The organism is Nocardia sp. NPDC003963, from assembly GCF_053605105.1.
In genome coordinates this window covers 1,132,417-1,147,514 of record NZ_JBSGIP010000001.1, presented here as the reverse complement: position 1 = coordinate 1,147,514, position 15,098 = coordinate 1,132,417, and the positions used below count along the sequence as shown (strand labels likewise).

At 68.3% G+C, this 15,098-nt stretch carries 18 protein-coding genes; 10 read left to right on the top strand and 8 right to left on the bottom strand.

Translation table 11 applies throughout. The features are described 5' to 3' along the window. Window positions 1-53 precede the first annotated feature (53 nt). From ACWEWT_RS05285 to ACWEWT_RS05265, 5 genes are all read left to right on the top strand, one after another. The gene (locus ACWEWT_RS05285) at window positions 54-755 is read left to right on the top strand and encodes a histidine phosphatase family protein (protein ID WP_452556379.1); all 702 of its coding nucleotides are present in this window, start codon (window positions 54-56) and stop codon (window positions 753-755) included. Window positions 756-877: 122 nt separating this feature from the next. Next, window positions 878-1,462, top strand: coding sequence for a DUF3090 domain-containing protein (locus tag ACWEWT_RS05280; RefSeq protein WP_452556377.1), 585 nt, complete (start codon window positions 878-880; stop codon window positions 1,460-1,462). Beyond that, a complete protein-coding gene (locus ACWEWT_RS05275) occupies window positions 1,459-2,265 on the top strand; it encodes an SCO1664 family protein (RefSeq protein WP_452556375.1) in 807 nt (268 codons plus the stop codon). The genes ACWEWT_RS05280 and ACWEWT_RS05275 overlap by 4 nt, the downstream gene beginning before the upstream one ends. 165 nt (window positions 2,266-2,430) lie before the next feature. Further along, window positions 2,431-3,672 carry a cysteine--1-D-myo-inosityl 2-amino-2-deoxy-alpha-D-glucopyranoside ligase gene (gene mshC / locus ACWEWT_RS05270; protein ID WP_452556373.1) on the top strand — a complete coding sequence of 414 codons (1,242 nt, stop codon included), beginning with the start codon at window positions 2,431-2,433 and terminating at the stop codon, window positions 3,670-3,672. Window positions 3,673-3,836: 164 nt separating this feature from the next. After that, a complete protein-coding gene (locus tag ACWEWT_RS05265; protein WP_452556371.1) occupies window positions 3,837-4,400 on the top strand; it encodes a TetR/AcrR family transcriptional regulator in 564 nt (187 codons plus the stop codon). 7 nt (window positions 4,401-4,407) lie between these two features. On the opposite strand, the gene ACWEWT_RS05260 is transcribed toward ACWEWT_RS05265, so the two are convergent. Beyond that, the gene (locus ACWEWT_RS05260; protein WP_452556369.1) at window positions 4,408-4,986 is read right to left on the bottom strand and encodes a TetR/AcrR family transcriptional regulator; all 579 of its coding nucleotides are present in this window, start codon (window positions 4,984-4,986) and stop codon (window positions 4,408-4,410) included. Between the two features lie 149 nt (window positions 4,987-5,135). On the opposite strand from ACWEWT_RS05260, the gene ACWEWT_RS05255 reads away from it, so the two are divergent. Then, window positions 5,136-5,804: a class I SAM-dependent methyltransferase gene (locus ACWEWT_RS05255; protein ID WP_452556367.1), complete on the top strand. Its 669-nt coding sequence runs from the start codon at window positions 5,136-5,138 to the stop codon at window positions 5,802-5,804. Window positions 5,805-5,816: 12 nt separating this feature from the next. Here ACWEWT_RS05255 and ACWEWT_RS05250 read toward each other — a convergent pair whose 3' ends face one another. Beyond that, entirely contained in the window at window positions 5,817-6,461 is a 645-nt protein-coding gene (locus ACWEWT_RS05250; RefSeq protein ID WP_452556365.1) for a response regulator, read from the bottom strand. Continuing rightward, entirely contained in the window at window positions 6,458-7,666 is a 1,209-nt protein-coding gene (locus tag ACWEWT_RS05245) for a sensor histidine kinase (protein ID WP_452556363.1), read from the bottom strand. The genes ACWEWT_RS05250 and ACWEWT_RS05245 overlap by 4 nt, the downstream gene beginning before the upstream one ends. A 161-nt stretch (window positions 7,667-7,827) precedes the next feature. Between ACWEWT_RS05245 and ACWEWT_RS05240 the strand changes: the two genes are divergently transcribed. Further along, window positions 7,828-8,916 (top strand): ABC transporter permease, encoded by a 1,089-nt coding sequence (locus ACWEWT_RS05240; RefSeq protein ID WP_452556361.1) that lies wholly within the window; start codon window positions 7,828-7,830, stop codon window positions 8,914-8,916. Continuing rightward, complete coding sequence (locus ACWEWT_RS05235) at window positions 8,913-9,677, top strand: ABC transporter ATP-binding protein (RefSeq protein WP_452556359.1); 765 nt, start codon at window positions 8,913-8,915, stop codon at window positions 9,675-9,677. Before ACWEWT_RS05240 ends, ACWEWT_RS05235 begins: the two co-directional genes overlap by 4 nt. A 10-nt stretch (window positions 9,678-9,687) precedes the next feature. Here the strand turns inward: ACWEWT_RS05235 and ACWEWT_RS05230 are convergent, their stop codons facing one another. Then, window positions 9,688-10,038, bottom strand: coding sequence for an aldo/keto reductase (locus ACWEWT_RS05230; protein WP_452556357.1), 351 nt, complete (start codon window positions 10,036-10,038; stop codon window positions 9,688-9,690). On the opposite strand from ACWEWT_RS05230, the gene ACWEWT_RS05225 reads away from it, so the two are divergent. Further along, window positions 9,973-10,461 (top strand): SbtR family transcriptional regulator, encoded by a 489-nt coding sequence (locus ACWEWT_RS05225; RefSeq protein WP_452557674.1) that lies wholly within the window; start codon window positions 9,973-9,975, stop codon window positions 10,459-10,461. The genes ACWEWT_RS05230 and ACWEWT_RS05225 overlap by 66 nt on opposite strands. A 37-nt stretch (window positions 10,462-10,498) precedes the next feature. Here ACWEWT_RS05225 and ACWEWT_RS05220 read toward each other — a convergent pair whose 3' ends face one another. From ACWEWT_RS05220 to ACWEWT_RS05205, 4 genes are all read right to left on the bottom strand, one after another. Next, the gene (locus tag ACWEWT_RS05220; RefSeq protein ID WP_452556355.1) at window positions 10,499-12,100 is read right to left on the bottom strand and encodes an acyl-CoA synthetase; all 1,602 of its coding nucleotides are present in this window, start codon (window positions 12,098-12,100) and stop codon (window positions 10,499-10,501) included. A gap of 41 nt (window positions 12,101-12,141) precedes the next feature. Beyond that, the gene (locus ACWEWT_RS05215) at window positions 12,142-13,392 is read right to left on the bottom strand and encodes a hypothetical protein (protein ID WP_452556354.1); all 1,251 of its coding nucleotides are present in this window, start codon (window positions 13,390-13,392) and stop codon (window positions 12,142-12,144) included. A gap of 5 nt (window positions 13,393-13,397) precedes the next feature. After that, a complete protein-coding gene (locus ACWEWT_RS05210) occupies window positions 13,398-13,949 on the bottom strand; it encodes a nuclear transport factor 2 family protein (protein ID WP_452556352.1) in 552 nt (183 codons plus the stop codon). 116 nt (window positions 13,950-14,065) lie between these two features. After that, window positions 14,066-14,266 (bottom strand): ferredoxin, encoded by a 201-nt coding sequence (locus tag ACWEWT_RS05205; RefSeq protein WP_452556350.1) that lies wholly within the window; start codon window positions 14,264-14,266, stop codon window positions 14,066-14,068. Window positions 14,267-14,644: 378 nt separating this feature from the next. Here ACWEWT_RS05205 and ACWEWT_RS05200 point away from each other — a divergent pair, with 378 nt between their 5' ends. Next, window positions 14,645-15,046: a carboxymuconolactone decarboxylase family protein gene (locus ACWEWT_RS05200; RefSeq protein ID WP_452556348.1), complete on the top strand. Its 402-nt coding sequence runs from the start codon at window positions 14,645-14,647 to the stop codon at window positions 15,044-15,046. Window positions 15,047-15,098: the final 52 nt, after the last annotated feature.

Sequence of the window (15,098 nt, the reverse complement as noted above, 5' to 3'; positions counted from 1 at the left end):
GTGCGTGGGCTCGCGGATGGGCTGCGCCCACCTGCGCCCATTAGGCTGGCCACATGACGGTGATCCTCCTGCGACACGGTGTGTCGACATCCAATATCGGTGGCACTCTCGCCGGCCGCAGCCCCGGTGTGGAACTCACCGGGCGCGGTGGTGAACAGGCCCTGGCCGTCGCCGAACGCCTCACCGGCCTGCCGATTGCGCGGATCGTCACCTCGCCGTTGCTGCGTTGCCAGCGCACGGTATCCCCGCTGGCCGCCGACCTCGGGCTGGAACCGGTGGTCGACGACCGGCTCGCGGAGGTCGATTACGGCGAGTGGACCGGCCGCAAGATCGGCGATCTGCTGCAGGAACCGCTGTGGCAGGTGGTGCAGCGGCATGCCTCGGCCGCGGTGTTCCCCGGCGGGGAGGGCCTGGCCCAGGTGCAGGCGCGCGCGGTGTCGGCGATCCGGGAACACGACCGGGCCCTGGCCGAATTGCACGACGGAGACCAGCTGTGGGTGGCCTGCACCCACGGTGATGTGATCAAGTCGGTGCTCGCCGACGCGCTCGGTATCCATCTCGACGGATTCCAGCGGATCATGGTCGAGCCCGCGTCGTTGAGCGTCGTCCGCTACACCCGCACCGCGCCGTTCGTCACTCGGATGAACGACACCGGCGCGGACCTGTCCGGTCTGGCACCCGCGCCGAAGGCCGAATCCGGCACATCGGGACCGGTGCCCGGTGGGGAGATCGGCGCGGGAAGGAAAGACGGATAATGGGTATGCCCGATATCGGCGGACGCGGCCGGCTCGGCGGCATCGGGTGAAGCGGCGTCCGCGCCGGGATACGGCGCAGCGGAGCACCGCAGCCGAACAGGGTCACGTATCAGGAGGTGCATGTGTCACGCGCAATCCATGTTTTCCGCACCCCCGAACGTTTCGTCGCCGGAACTGTCGGTGAGCCGGGCGATCGCGCGTTCTACCTGCAGGCGGTGGAGGAACCCCGGGTGGTGAGCGTGCTGCTGGAGAAGCAGCAGGTCAAAGTACTCGCCGACCGGATGGGGCTGCTGCTCGACGAGGTGGCGCGGCGGTTCGGTGCCGAGGTACCGCCGCAGGCCGATCAGGTCGCCGACAACGACCCGCTGGTGACCCCGATCGACGCGGAGTTCCGGGTCGGCACCATGGGCCTGGGCTGGGACGCCGACGCGGGCGCGGTGGTGGTGGAACTGCTGGCGATCACCGAAACCGAGGTCGACGAATCGGTGGTCCTCGACGACACCGAAGAAGGCCCGGACGCGGTGCGGGTGTTCCTCACCCCCGATCAGGCGCGCGAATTCGCGCTGCGCTCCACCCGGGTGATCGCGGCCGGGCGGCCGCCGTGCCCGCTGTGCGGGGAACCGCTGTCGGCGCGCGGGCATATGTGTGTGCGTACGAACGGGTACAAGCGCGGTGAACTGTTCGGCGCGAGCGATCTGGAGGAATGACCGTGTCCGGCACCGTGGACGCGCTGCGCGCGGGTGAGTTGACGGTGCTGGGCCGGGTGGGGGTCGCCAGCAATGTGACGCTGGTCTGCGATCTCGCCACCGGCGACGGTGACCTGCGGGTGGTGTACAAGCCGATCCGCGGAGAGCAACCGCTGTGGGATTTCCCGGACGGGACCCTGGCCGGGCGTGAGGTGGCCTCGTATCTGATCAGCGAGGCGCTCGGGTGGACGGTGATCCCGGAAACGGTGTTACGGGACGGGCCCTACGGTGCCGGGATGGTGCAACGCTGGATCACCATCCGGGAACCCCGGGAGCCGGGTGGAGGCCGGCTGGATCTGATCGACCTGTGCCCGCCCGAACTGGTGCCGGACGGTTTCCGGGAGGTGCTGCGGGCCTACGACGGCGCCGGGGACGAGGTGGCGCTGGTCCATGCCGACGATCCGCGGTTGCTGCGGATGGCGGTACTGGATGTGCTGTTGAACAATGCCGACCGCAAGGGCGGGCATGCCCTGGAATCGGTGGACGGGCAGGTGTACGGCGTCGATCACGGGATCTGCCTGCACCAGCAGAACAAACTGCGCACGGTGTTGTGGGGCTGGGCCGGGGAGCCGATTCCGGCCGATCTGCTCGCCGATATCGCGGCGCTCGCCGAAACCCTGCCCGGTGAACTCGCCGACCTGCTGGCCGAACATCTCACCGACCCCGAGATCGACGCGCTGTTGCGGCGGGCGAAACGGCTGCTCGACGAACCGGTACTGCCGTTCCCGGAGACCTCGCGCCCCATTCCGTGGCCGGCTTTCTGACTCCGTGACCGGCACCGTCGCCGAATTCGCTCTGTCCGACTCCAACGGTTGCCTTCTCCCGGGCGCCGCGTCGGCGCAGGTCCGTGCGCTCCGGATGAGCGTGGTCGCGGAACACGCGGCGGGGTGGGCGGTGCCCGGTGTGTCGCGACCTCTACTCTCGAAGGTATGCAGTCCTGGTCCGATACCCCGATCCCCGCGGTCCCCGGAACAGGGCCACCGTTGCGGTTGCACGATACGGCCGACTCCTGTATTCGGCCGGTGACCCCCGGCAAGACAGCCACCATGTACGTATGCGGGATCACCCCGTACGACGCCACCCACCTCGGCCATGCCGCCACCTATCTGACCTTCGATCTGGTGAACCGGCTGCTGCGCGACGGTGGGCACGAGGTGCACTACGTGCAGAACGTCACCGATGTCGACGATCCGCTGTTCGAGCGGGCGAACCGGGACGGGGTGGACTGGCGGGATCTGGGCACCGGCGAGATCGAGTTGTTCCGCGAGGATATGGCGGCGTTGCGGGTGCTGCCGCCGCGCGAGTACGTGGGCGCGATCGAATCGGTGGACGAGGTCGTCGAACTGGTCGGGAAACTGCTGGCTTCGGGTGCCGCGTACACCGTCGAGGACGACCAGTACCCCGATATCTACTTCCGTACCGATGCCACCGAGCAGTTCGGATACGAATCCGGCTACGACCGGGCCACCATGGAGCGGTTGTTCGCCGAACGCGGCGGTGATCCGGACCGCGCCGGGAAACGTGATCCGCTGGACGCGCTGCTGTGGCGGGCCGAGCGGGCGGGGGAACCGTCGTGGCCGTCGCCGTTCGGTCCGGGCCGGCCGGGCTGGCATATCGAATGCTCCGCGATCGCGGTGAACCGGCTGGGCTCCGAGTTCGATATCCAGGGCGGGGGCAGTGATCTGATCTATCCGCATCACGAATACTCCGCGGCCCACGGTGAGGCGCTGGCCGCCGGCCGCCGCTTCGCCCGCCACTACGTGCACACCGGGATGATCGGGCTGGACGGGGAGAAGATGTCCAAGTCCAAGGGCAATCTGGTGCTGGTGTCGAAACTGCGTGCCCAGGGTGTGGATCCGTCGGCGATCCGGCTGGGTCTGTTCGCCGGCCACTACCGGGCGGACCGGATGTGGACCGACAGCGTGCTCACCGAGGCCGAAGCGCGGTTGCGGCGGCTGCGGCAGGCCGTGGCGGCACCCACCGCGCCGCCGGCCGCCGATACGGTCGCTCGCCTGCGTACCCATCTCGCCGACGATCTGGACACTCCGGCCGCGCTCGCGGCCCTCGACGCCTGGGCGCGTGACACGCTCGCCTACGGCGGCGCGGACCCCGGGGCGGGCGCCGATATCGCGGCCGCGGTGGACGCGCTGCTGGGTGTGGATCTGCGCTGACCGGTCGCGCCGGGAATCCGGGCTTCCGGGGCCGGGTCTTCCATTCGACGACGGCACCCCCGCCACGGCGGTGACCTTTCACCACCGGCGGCCGGGATGTGGTGTCATGGGGTACTGTTCGATCCTCGAAATCCCCACCCGTTCACCGAAGAGATCGGCGCCGCATGTCTCGTATCGTCAGTAAGGACAACTACTTCGACACCGGCCTGGAGGTTCTGTCCGAACTCGGTTTCCGGCATCTCAATATCGGTGTGCTGTGCCGGCGGCTCGGGGTGACCAGCGGTTCGTTCTATCACCATTTCGGCAGCTGGCAGTCGTATGTGGATGCGCTGCTGGACCATTGGGAGAACCGGCAGGTGCTGATCCTGCGTACCCTCAACTTCGACCCGTCCACTCCCGACGACGCGATCCGGGCACTGTCGGATCTCACACTGGGCCTGCATCATCGGGCGGAAGCGGCGATCCGGGCCTGGGCGGCCAACGACGAAGCGGTGGGGGTGGCGCTGAAGCGGGTGGACGAATCCCGGCGCCGGACGGTGCGCAAGACCATCATGACCGTGGTGGGGGACGAGCGTATCGCCGCGGTGGACACCGAACTCGGTATGGCACTGCTCATCGGTTACCAGCAGATGGTGGCCGCCGGTCAGCAGGTGTGCCTGGAGGAACTGCTCGGCGAGTACGCGCGGCTGGTCTACTCCCATATCCGCCGCCCGGTGGTGAGCGGCTAGCCGACCGTCATTTCAGGACCAGGAGCGCGGCCCGTTCGAGCCGGTCGGCGATATCGGCATACGATTCGTAGCCCATACCCGCCCGCACCAGCGCTCCCGCGTACAGCAGTTCCAGCGATTCCACGGTTGCGGGATCGGCCTCGGGCTCCATGGCCCGGGTGATGCGCTGACGGATCTCCATCCCGATCCGGGTGCGCAGATGCTGGACATCGGGGTCGCGGCCGAGCAGAGCGCTGGTGACCGCGCCCGACAGTTCCTGTTCGTCGGCTACCAGCAGCGCGATTCCGCGGAGTTCGGCCAGAACGCGCACCGTGGGGTCGGCGTCGTCGCTGACCGGAGTCTCCGAGGACCGGATGCGCCGCCAGAAGATCTCCGCGACCAGATGTTCTTTGGAGGAGAAGTACGTGTAGGCGGTCGCGGTGCCCACACCGGCGGCGGTGGCGACCATTCGGATGGTGAGGCCGGCGAAACCTTCCCGGGACAGTACTTCCATCGCGGCTCTGGTGAGTTTGTCCACGGTGTCCGCCTGCTTGCCGCTCAAGCGCCGCCGGGTGGCCTCGAGAATTCTGGAATCGCCTTCGGACATGTGTCTAGATAGTAGTGTCGGTCAGGTGCCGGATCAACTTTTTCCCAGCACACGGCCCATGAAGTAACGTCGGTCACCGCCGTGATGCGATACCTCCGTCAACACTTCGGCCTCCGCGGCCCGTATGTACCTGCTTCGAAGGAGGCTCGATGCCCCTGCCAGTCCCCACCCGATCGCTGACCGACGAGCAGCTGTTCGACCATGCCCGCCGGGCCACCGGATTCATGCCGGAGGAGGAAGGCCGCGCCCTGCACGCCGCGGCCGTGAAGTACTGCCGCGGCGGTGGCGTCATCACCGAAATCGGTACCTACTGCGGCAAATCGGCCGTCCTGCTCGGCGCCGCGGCCCGCGCCCGGGACGGGGTGGTCTTCACCGTCGACCACCACCACGGCTCCGAGGAGCACCAGCCGGGCTGGGAGTACCACGACACCACCCTGGTCGACCCGGTGACGGGCCTGTTCGACACCCTGCCCCGCTTCCGGCACACCATCGATACCGCGGGCCTCTCCGATACCGTGATCGCGATAGTCGGCAACTCCGCGCGGGTCGCGGCCACCTGGCGCACCCCCATCGACTTCCTCTTCATCGACGGCGGCCACACCGAAGAGGCCGCGGACCGCGACTACCGCGGCTGGGTGAAATGGGTCGTCCCCGGCGGCGGCCTGGCAATTCACGATGTCTTCCCCGACCCGGCCGACGGTGGCCAGGCCCCCTACGGCATCTACCGCCGCGCGCTCGACAGCGGTGAATTCCGCGAGGTCTCGGTCACCGATTCCCTGCGCGTGCTGGAACGGGTCCACCCGGGCGAACACCCCTGACAGCGCGGCCCGTCACACCGGCCGACGGCGGATCAGGCCGGCCTCGGTGGCTGCCGCGACAGCGGCCGTGCGGGAATCGACGCCGAGTTTGGTGTAGATGCGCGCCAGATGGGATTTGACGGTTCCCTCGGTGAGGTGCAGATCCGTGCCGATCGCCCGGTTGGACAGACCCGCCGCGACCAGAGACAGGACCTCGGTTTCGCGGCGGGTCAGCGCGGCACCCGGTGTGCGCAGCCGGTTCATCAACCGGTCGGCGACCGCGGGTGCCAGCGCGGTGCGACCGGCGGATGCCGACCGCACCGCCGCCACCAGATCTTCGGGTGGGGAGTCCTTGAGGACGTAACCGGCGGCGCCCGCTTCGATCGCGGGCAGGATATCGGCTTCGGAATCGTAGGTCGTCACCACGAGAACGCGCGGGCCGCCCGGCCGTGCGGTGATCCGGGCGGTGGCCGCCGCACCGTTCATACCCGCACCGAACTGCAGATCCATGAGCACGATATCGATATCGCCGGCGGCGGCACGGACGATCGCCTCTTCGGCTGTAGCGGCCTCGGCCACCACCTCCACCCCGGGTTCGGTCTCCAGCACGGCGCGCAGCCCCGCCCGCACGACCGGGTGATCATCGGCCAGCAGTAGCCGAATCCGGGCCCCGGTCATGGATTCACCGCACTTCCGGCGCGCGGATCCAGCGGAAGCCGGGCCGTGAGAGTGGTGCCCGAGCCCGGCTCCGATTCGACAGTGAGGCTCCCACCGAGCGCGCGGGCACGGTCACTCATCGACGCCAGCCCGAAGCCACCTCCCGCCGAGGTCCCGGAAGGTGATCCGCCGGAGTCGAAACCGCGTCCGTCGTCGGCGATATCGAGAACGACACGGTCGCCGAGATATCGCAGGGTGATCTCGGCGGTGCCCGCATCGGCGTGGCGGACAGTGTTGGCCAGAGCGGACTGAGCGATTCGCAGCAACGCGACCTCGTAGGAGGTGGGCATCGGTACCGGGTCGCCGGTGCGACGGAAATGGGCGGTGATCCGGTGCCGCGCACCGGTCGCGGCGCAGAGCCGTTCCAGTGCGTCGGCCAAGGAAGCTCCCTCCAGCGTGGGCGGAGTGAGGGCCGCGACGAACCGGCGGGCCTCGGCCAGGTCGTCGACCGCGGTCTGACGGGCCTGCCGGACATAGCGCAACGCGTTGTCCGGCGCGCCCGGGAGTACACGTTCGGCAGCACCCAAGAGCAGTTGGATACTGGACAGCCCCTGGGCCAGCGTGTCGTGGATCTCGCGGGCCAGACGTTCCCGCTCGGCCAGCACCCCGGCCGCGTGCTCCGCTGCCGCGAGCTCGGCGCGGGTGCTGGTGAGTTCCTCTATCAGACGCCGGCGCTGTTCGCTCTCCCGGTAGAGAGCCTGATACCCGCGGACGACCGCGACGGCCACCGCGGCCCCGAGCGCCGGCCCGATCGCCATCGGCGCACCGAACGAACTCTGATGCGCCGCGAACCCACAGACGGCGACCGCCGCGGTCGCGGCGACCGCGATGACCCCGGCGCGGCGAGGCAGCAGATGTAGCTGGAGGAAATACAGCGGGAACGCGACCCACACCCCGTCGGCGGTGACCACCAGCAATACCAGCCACGCGCAGACGAGGACGGCCAGCCACACCGCGGCGGCCCGCCGGGAACGACGGGTCGCCGGTAGCACCGATCCGGCCGTATAGACGAGTCCGCACGCCGCGGCAGCAGCCGCGACCGCACCGAGATGCGAATGGTCACCGGCGACCGCCCGGCCGACCGCGAGGAGGAGCAGCGCGGCGACCAGCAGGTGCAGGCACCAGGCCAGAGCTCGTGGGGTGAAGGTGTGGACGGTGGTGTTCACGGTGCCTTCAGCCTAAACAGCGTGCCCCACTACCGCCTCTGTCGAAAGTTGGAACCGGTGCACCGTCTTCGGGACGGCCGGATTCCGGCCTGGGACAGATGTGCGGACCGGGCCGTGCGGTGAAGGTGAAAGGGTCACCCCCTCACGAAAAGGACCCGGAAGTGTTCGTCGCCTGGAGAGACCTGCGGTTCGCCCGTGGGCGATTCGCCCTCATGGGCACCGTCATCGTCCTGATCACCCTCCTGATCGGCGTGCTGTCCGGTCTGACCGCCGGCTTGGCCCAGCAGAACATCTCGGCGATCACCGGCCTGCCCGCGGACAAGATCGTCTTCGGCATGTCCGGCGACGGAGCGGACCCGTCGTACACCGAGTCCACGGTCACCGAGCGCCAGTGGCAGACGTGGGCCGGTGCCCCCGGCGTCGACATCGCCGAGCCGCTGGGAATCAGCACGGTCACCGCGAAAGCGGGAAGCGCGAGCGCCGGTGTGAGCGTTTTCGGTGTCCTTCCCGGCTCGGTCCTGGCCCCCGGCAGCGACCGGATCGGCGACCGGACCGCGGTCCTGTCGAGCGCCGCGGCCGACGATCTCGGAGTCGGGCCCGGTGCGACCCTCACATTCGCCGGGCAGACGCTCACGGTGGCCGCGGTGGACGGGGACGCGTCGTTCGCGCATACACCGGTGGTCTGGACCGGACTGGATACGTGGCGCCGCTCGGTGCCCGTCGCGGTAGGGGGCAGCGAACCCGCCGCCACTGTCCTCGTGTTGAACACGGCCCCGGGCGTGGATACGCGCGCCGTCGACGAAGCCACCGGAACGACGACTGTCTCGACGCGGGATTCGCTGGCCGCGATCGGGTCCTACACCTCCGAGAACAGTTCGCTACAGCTGATGCGCGGCCTGCTGTTCGGTATCTCCGCGCTCGTAGTCGGCGCTTTCTTCACGGTGTGGACGATTCAGCGCAGCCGCGATGTGGCCGTCCTGAAAGCGCTGGGCGCGTCCACGACGCGGCTGCTCGCCGATGCCCTGGGCCAGGCTGTGGTGCTGCTGGCCGGAGGCACCTTGCTCGGCACCGCGCTCGCCGTCGTGCTGGGTGCGGTCGCCGTGGGATCGGATGTGCCGTTTCTGCTGACGCCCGCCACCGCCGCGGTCTCGGCTGTGTCGATGACCGTGCTGGGACTGTTCGGTTCCGCCCTGTCCATCCGCCACATCACCTCGGTCGACCCGCTGACTGCCCTGGAGAGCATCCGATGAGCCTGAATCTGACCGGTGTCACCCTCACCTATCCCGATGGCCCCACCCGTTCGACCGCACTCCGTGACGTCGGCCTGGATGTGCCCGCCGGCACGCTCACCGCGGTGGTCGGTCCCTCCGGCTCCGGTAAATCCAGCCTGCTGGCGGTCGCGGCAACTCTCATCGTTCCGGATACCGGCACGGTGACCGTCGCCGGTATCGGGACAGCGGGCCTGCCGCGGCGAGCGCTGGCCGAGTTGCGCCGGGAGAAGATCGGGATCGTCTTCCAGCAGCCCAACCTGCTGCCCTCGCTCACCGCCGCCGAACAGCTGGTGGTCACGGCTCGGATCGCCGGTCGCAGTTCCCGGGGCGCGCGCGACCGAGCTCTGGCGATACTCGAATCCGTCGGCCTGGCGGAGGTGGCCGGCCGGCGCCCACATCAGCTCTCCGGCGGGCAGCGCCAGCGGGTGAACATCGCCCGGGCCCTGATGAACGACCCTGCGGTCCTCCTGGTGGACGAACCCACCAGTGCCCTCGATCGAGAACGTGGCGCGGCCGTCGTCGATCTGATCACCCGCCTGACCCACCGGCGTGGCACCGCTACTGTCATGGTCACCCACGACCCCACTCATCTCGCGTCCGCCGACCGGGTCGTGGAAGTACGCGACGGGCAGTTGCGTTCGCCGGCGATCGCCGGGCCGCGCGCCGAATCCACCGGAGGTGCGGTGCTGGACGATCGGATCCGTGGTGCGCGTGATACCGAACAACCCGCCGGTTGGTGATCCGGCGCGGCTACGGTCGGGTGAGCCGGTCCAGCGCGAGGTCGCCGGACCGTGAGGGGACAGCGTCGAGACCGGTAGTTGTCGTCTCGTCGAAGGCGATCGCGCCCGCGGCCACATTCTCCTCCAGATGTCCGGTATCGGCCGTGCCCGGGATCAACAGCACGTTCGGGGCGTGGTGCAGGAGCCAGGCCAGGCCGATCTGCGACGCCGTATGACCGAGCGAAGCGGCGGCCGCCCGGACCGCGGGTTCGTCGGTCACCTTCGGCATACCGGGAAACGAGCCACCCAGCGGGAAATACGGTATCCACGCGATGTTCTCGGCGAGGCAGAGTCGCAGTATGTCCTCGTCGTCGCGGGACACCAGGCTGTAGGAGTTCTGTACGCAGGCCACGCCCGCGACGAGGTCACCGGAAGCGTCGCCACTCTGCTCGCCGCAGGAACTCCCGAGATCGCGCTACGTGCGTGGCTGGACCGCTACGCACGTTTCGTCGCCACCAAACGCGGACTCGCCGGAGCTCTGCGCGCCGGCGGGTCCACCGGCGGAATCACGACCCCGGCCACCCGGGAACGCATCACCGCGGCGATCGGCACTCTCCTCGCCGCCGGAGCGGATACGGGTGCACTGCGCGCGGATATCGACGCCGGGGATGTGACCGCCCTGCTGCTCGGCGTCTTCCTCGGTACAGCCACCGACGAGACACCGGACCGGATCGGACGCCTGCTGGACCTCGTCGTCGACGCACTCCGCCGCCCCGTCGGCGCGACGACCACAGGTGACGAGTAATACGGCGCGGACCGATCGGTCCGCGCCGTATTACTCGTCAGTCCGCCCGATGGTCGGGGTCTCGCTCCGCCGCGTACTTCCGGGCCCAGGTGTAATCCGGTTTACCGCTGGGTGAGCGGACGATCGTCTCGGTGATCCACACCGCGCGGGGCACCTTGTAGCCGGCGAGGTGGCGACGAACATGTGTGCGCAGATCGTCTGGATCCAGCGTGTCACCGGTGAGGCTCACGACCACCGCCACCTGCTGTCCCCAGCGTTCGTGCGCCACCCCGATCACCGTGGCGTCGTAGACGGCGGCGTGCGATTTCACCACGCCCTCCACCTCTTCGGCGAACACCTTCTCCCCGCCGGTGTTGATCACCATATTGCCGCGGCCGATGAGACTGATGGTCCCGTCGTCCTCCAGCCGGGCCCGGTCGTCGGTGACCACGATCCGCTGCCCGTCCACGACTTTGAACAGCTTTTCGGTGCGTTCGGGATCCTTGTAGTAGCCGAGCGGGACAGCCCCCGTTTTCGCCAGCCAGCCTTCGTCGCCGGGCGCCACCGGATGCCCGGCGTCGTCGACCACCACCGCACCGCGCCCGATGGATACGCGGGGTTTACGCGCCGGGTCGTCATCGCGCTGCGCGAATCCGATCCCGCCGAAACCGGTTTCGGAGGAACCGATGGAATCGGAGACGAACAGGTTCGGCATCAGATCCAGCAGGGCGTTCTTGGTCGGCTGAGTGAGCAGGGCGGCACCCGAGGCGATCATGAACAACCCGGTGGCATCCACCGGGTCGGCGCGGTAGGAATCGATCAACGGGCGGGCCATCGCGTCACCGGTCACCACCATGACCCCGGGCCGTTCGGCGGCGACCGTCCGCCATACCTGCGCGGGATCGAACCGGGGCACGAAGATCACGCAGTTACCCGACCACAGCGCGATGAAGGTCGGCATCATCGCCGCCAGATGCATCAGCGGCGGCAGGATCATCCATGTGGAGGGTTCACCCGCGGCACCGGTCCGCGACTGCTGGTATTCGTCGGTGACCGGCTCGTTGTTGTAGAAGTCGATCCCGCCGCCGAGGACCCGCCACATATCCTCCTGCCGCCACAGCACCCCCTTGGGCATCCCGGTGGTGCCGCCGGTGTACATGACGAACAGATCATCGGCGGTACGCGCCACCTCGGGCCGGCTCGCGGGGGCCGCCGCGGTCACCTCGGCCAGACAGTCCACCCCGGAGTCGGCCGGGGTGCGGTCGTCGGCCGCGCACAGCAGGTATTTCAGCCGCGGCGAACGCTGCGCCGCCGCGCGCACCGCATCCCCGTAGCACGCGTGATAGACGAGGTATTCGAGGTCGGCGTTGTCGTAGAGGTAGGCGAGTTCGTCGGGGCCGTACCGGAAATTGATGTTGACCGGTACGGCCGCCAGTTTGAAGCAGGCGATCAGCGTCTGCATCGTATCGATGCTGTTGTGCATCTGGAACCCGATATGGGTGCCCCGGGTGACACCCTGCGCAGCGAGATGGTGGGCGAGCCGGTTGGCGCGCTCCTCCAGCTCGCGGTAGGTGATACGCCGGCCCGCCTCGATCAGCGCGATCCGGTCGGGCATGGCGTCGACCGAGTGTTCGAACAGGTCGGCGAAGTTATTGGCCATATCAGTCCTGCGGTGAGCCGGGCACTGGGTGCCGGGAGGGATCAGAGAACAGTGAGGGGCAGCGGGATACCGCGGTCGGTGAACTGGAAGTCGACGCCCGTACTGAACCGGGTGACGGCGACCTCCGGCGCCTCGGCGAACGGTTCGTCGGCGCGGGATATCTCGGCGGTCCACCCGTCCGGGCCCTCGTCGACGACCCGGCTGCGCAGATGCGGGTCGACCCCGCGGACGAGGGAATCCAGCGGCCCGAGATGGTCCGGGTCGATCATCGACAGCCAGCCGCGGTCGGTGAGCGCGCCACTGCTCGCGGGGAACCGGATCCGCAGTACATGGATGCCGGGCTCGACTTCGACATCGGTGTAGTGCCGCGGATTCAGTGCCGGATGCACCGCCAGCACCCGGGCGAGTGCCGCCAGGTCGGTGCCCAGCCCGAGGCAGGCGCGGATACGTTCGGAGGCCACTCCGGCGATCCCGGTGAACTGTTTGCGCCCGATCTCCAGCGCGGCGTCGTCGTCGATGCGTTCGTGCACCGCGATCATGAATCCGAGTACGAGCAGATGCTGCTGCAGGCACACCTCCTCGGCGATCCGCACCAGGGCCGAATGCGAGAAATCGCCGAACCGCAGATCACTGAGCAGTGGACCGCTGTAATCGGCCCGGCCCTCCCCGGCGGGATCGATATCACCCAGCGGCAGCTGCGCGGCAACCGATCCGGCGACCAGCGGCGTATTGCGCGGTACCTCCGGCGGAGTGTGCGATTCGTCGATGATCACCGTCCACGCGCACATGGGGTGACGATCGGCGGGGTGGCGTGGCGGGCGGTGGATGGGCCGCACCTGGGCGTACTTGTTGGTGGCCAGTGCCGTGGCGTCGAAGGTGGGGTCCTCGATGTCGTGGCACATGGCCTTCACATAGTCCGGACCCATCGGCTCCACATCGACCAGGGCGCCGCAGTGGTCCAGCCAGAACTCGCCGTGGCGGGAGTCCTCGACACGGAACCGGAAGTCCATGAACTGCGGCGGTGCCCCGATATCGAGTTGCAGGCCCTTGAAGATGGTGACCACATCGTCGCCGGTGTAGCCGAGCGCCTGCTGCATCCGCCGGGTATAGATCGGGCTGGACAGCTGCCATTCCTCGATGGCGACCTCGGCCATACCTTCGCGGCCGAACGCGGAGATGCAGTGCGCCATCCCGGACCGGTCGATCAACTGCCCGCACAGCAGCAGTTCGGGCACCAGTGCGGCCAGCTGTTCTCGGCTCAGCTCGTGGAAACGACTGGTGGGAACGGTCATCGGAGTCACCACAGCGAGGCCGGCGAGGTGCCGATCCTGTACCACCCGGGCAGCCGGCCGGAGGTGGCCTTGGTGATCCGCGCGTTCATCCCGTCCGACATCGCCTTATCGGTCATCATCTCCAGGAACAGCGCCGAGACATTGCCGAAGTCGAAGAAATCGCGCTGCCACGACCACTGGTAGTCGCCGCCGTAACGGAACCAGCTGCCGCCGATGCCGTTCACGGTGTACTTGCTGCCGTCGGCGCGGGGTGTGGTGTCGTAGACCTGTTTCCAGAAGCCGATCACATCGCCGCTGCGTTCGTCGATGACGAACTGCTGGTAGGGGTACTCCCAGCCGTCCAGGCCCTCCATCTCCTGGCCGAGGGCGAGATCGCGGATCTCGTCGCGGCCGACAGCCATGAACTCGTCTTTGGGGCCGTAGTTCCATCCGTAGGTGGCATCCGCGGTGTACATCTCGGCGAGAGGCTTCCAGTCGCCGAGCTTCTCACATCGTTCGTTCTCCGCCACCCAGCGGCGCACCATCTCGTCGAGCTCGGCGCGATCGAAACCTGTCATGAATTCGTCCCTTTCGAAAAGAACCTGGTCGGGGTGGGTCGGTCGGTCGCTGTGTTCGCCGGGAACGAGCGAGGCCCCGGCGTGGTCGCGCTACGCGACCACGCCGGGCTGCCCGCTCATTCCGTATCGGCGGCGATCATCAGGGCCTGGGTCGGGCAGTAGCGGACGGCGTTGTCGACATCGGCCTGGAGTTCCGGGCCCGGGTTCGGGTCGAGGATCTCCACCTGCCCGCGCTTGGGTACGGAGAAGACGTCGGGCGCTTCGGCGGCGCAGACGGCATGTCCCTGGCACAGGTCCAGATCTGCCACGATTTTCATGGTGTGTGCTCCCTCGGCGTGGGGTGTGCGGGGCGGTTTCCCGGGGTAGCCGGGTGTAGCGCTACCGGGGCGGAACCTTCCCGGTCCGAGAACGAGTTCCTCCCCGGTGACCGGCCGGCGGCCGCTCGGGAAGACACATAGCTGGACATGTGTCTGGACGCTACCATCGACAGGTGTGTCCGACAACGATTCAGCGATTTTCCCAGAATCGGAGTCAGCCCTCGAGGTGATTCGGGAATATCACGCAACGGCCGGTCCGGACGGTTTCCCGCGGCGCGAACGAGAACATGTTCTTGCGTGGCCTAGAGTGTCCGAATTATATTCCGTACACCTGTCCAGACACTTCCGGCCGGCCGATCCGCCGGAGAAGGAGCAGCCATGAGCGACCCCACCCCCGAGTCCACCGTGCGTGAACGCGGGCTGGCCAAGATGGCGGAAGTGTACGGATGGGAATTCAAGGACGGCCCCGGCGACCACTTCGCCGTCACCGCCGACCACCTGTTCGCCGATATCTGGTCCCGCCCCGGCCTCACCCTGCGTGACCGTCGGCTGCTGCTCCTCGGGGCACTCACCGCCCAGGGCCTGTTCGATGTCGCCGGTATCCAGATCGGCGCCGCCCTGCAGAACGAGGAACTCGACGAAACCGAGCTGCGCGAGATCTCGCTGTTCCTCTGCCACTACGTCGGCTGGCCGGCCGGAACCTCGCTGGACCACGTGATCGGCGCCCAGATCGACCAGCACGCCAAGAAGGCGAAGAAAGCCGCCCAGAACGGTCACTGACGACCGCAATCCACAACCCGCCGGGACGCCCACCACCGCCCGCCGGCCCCAC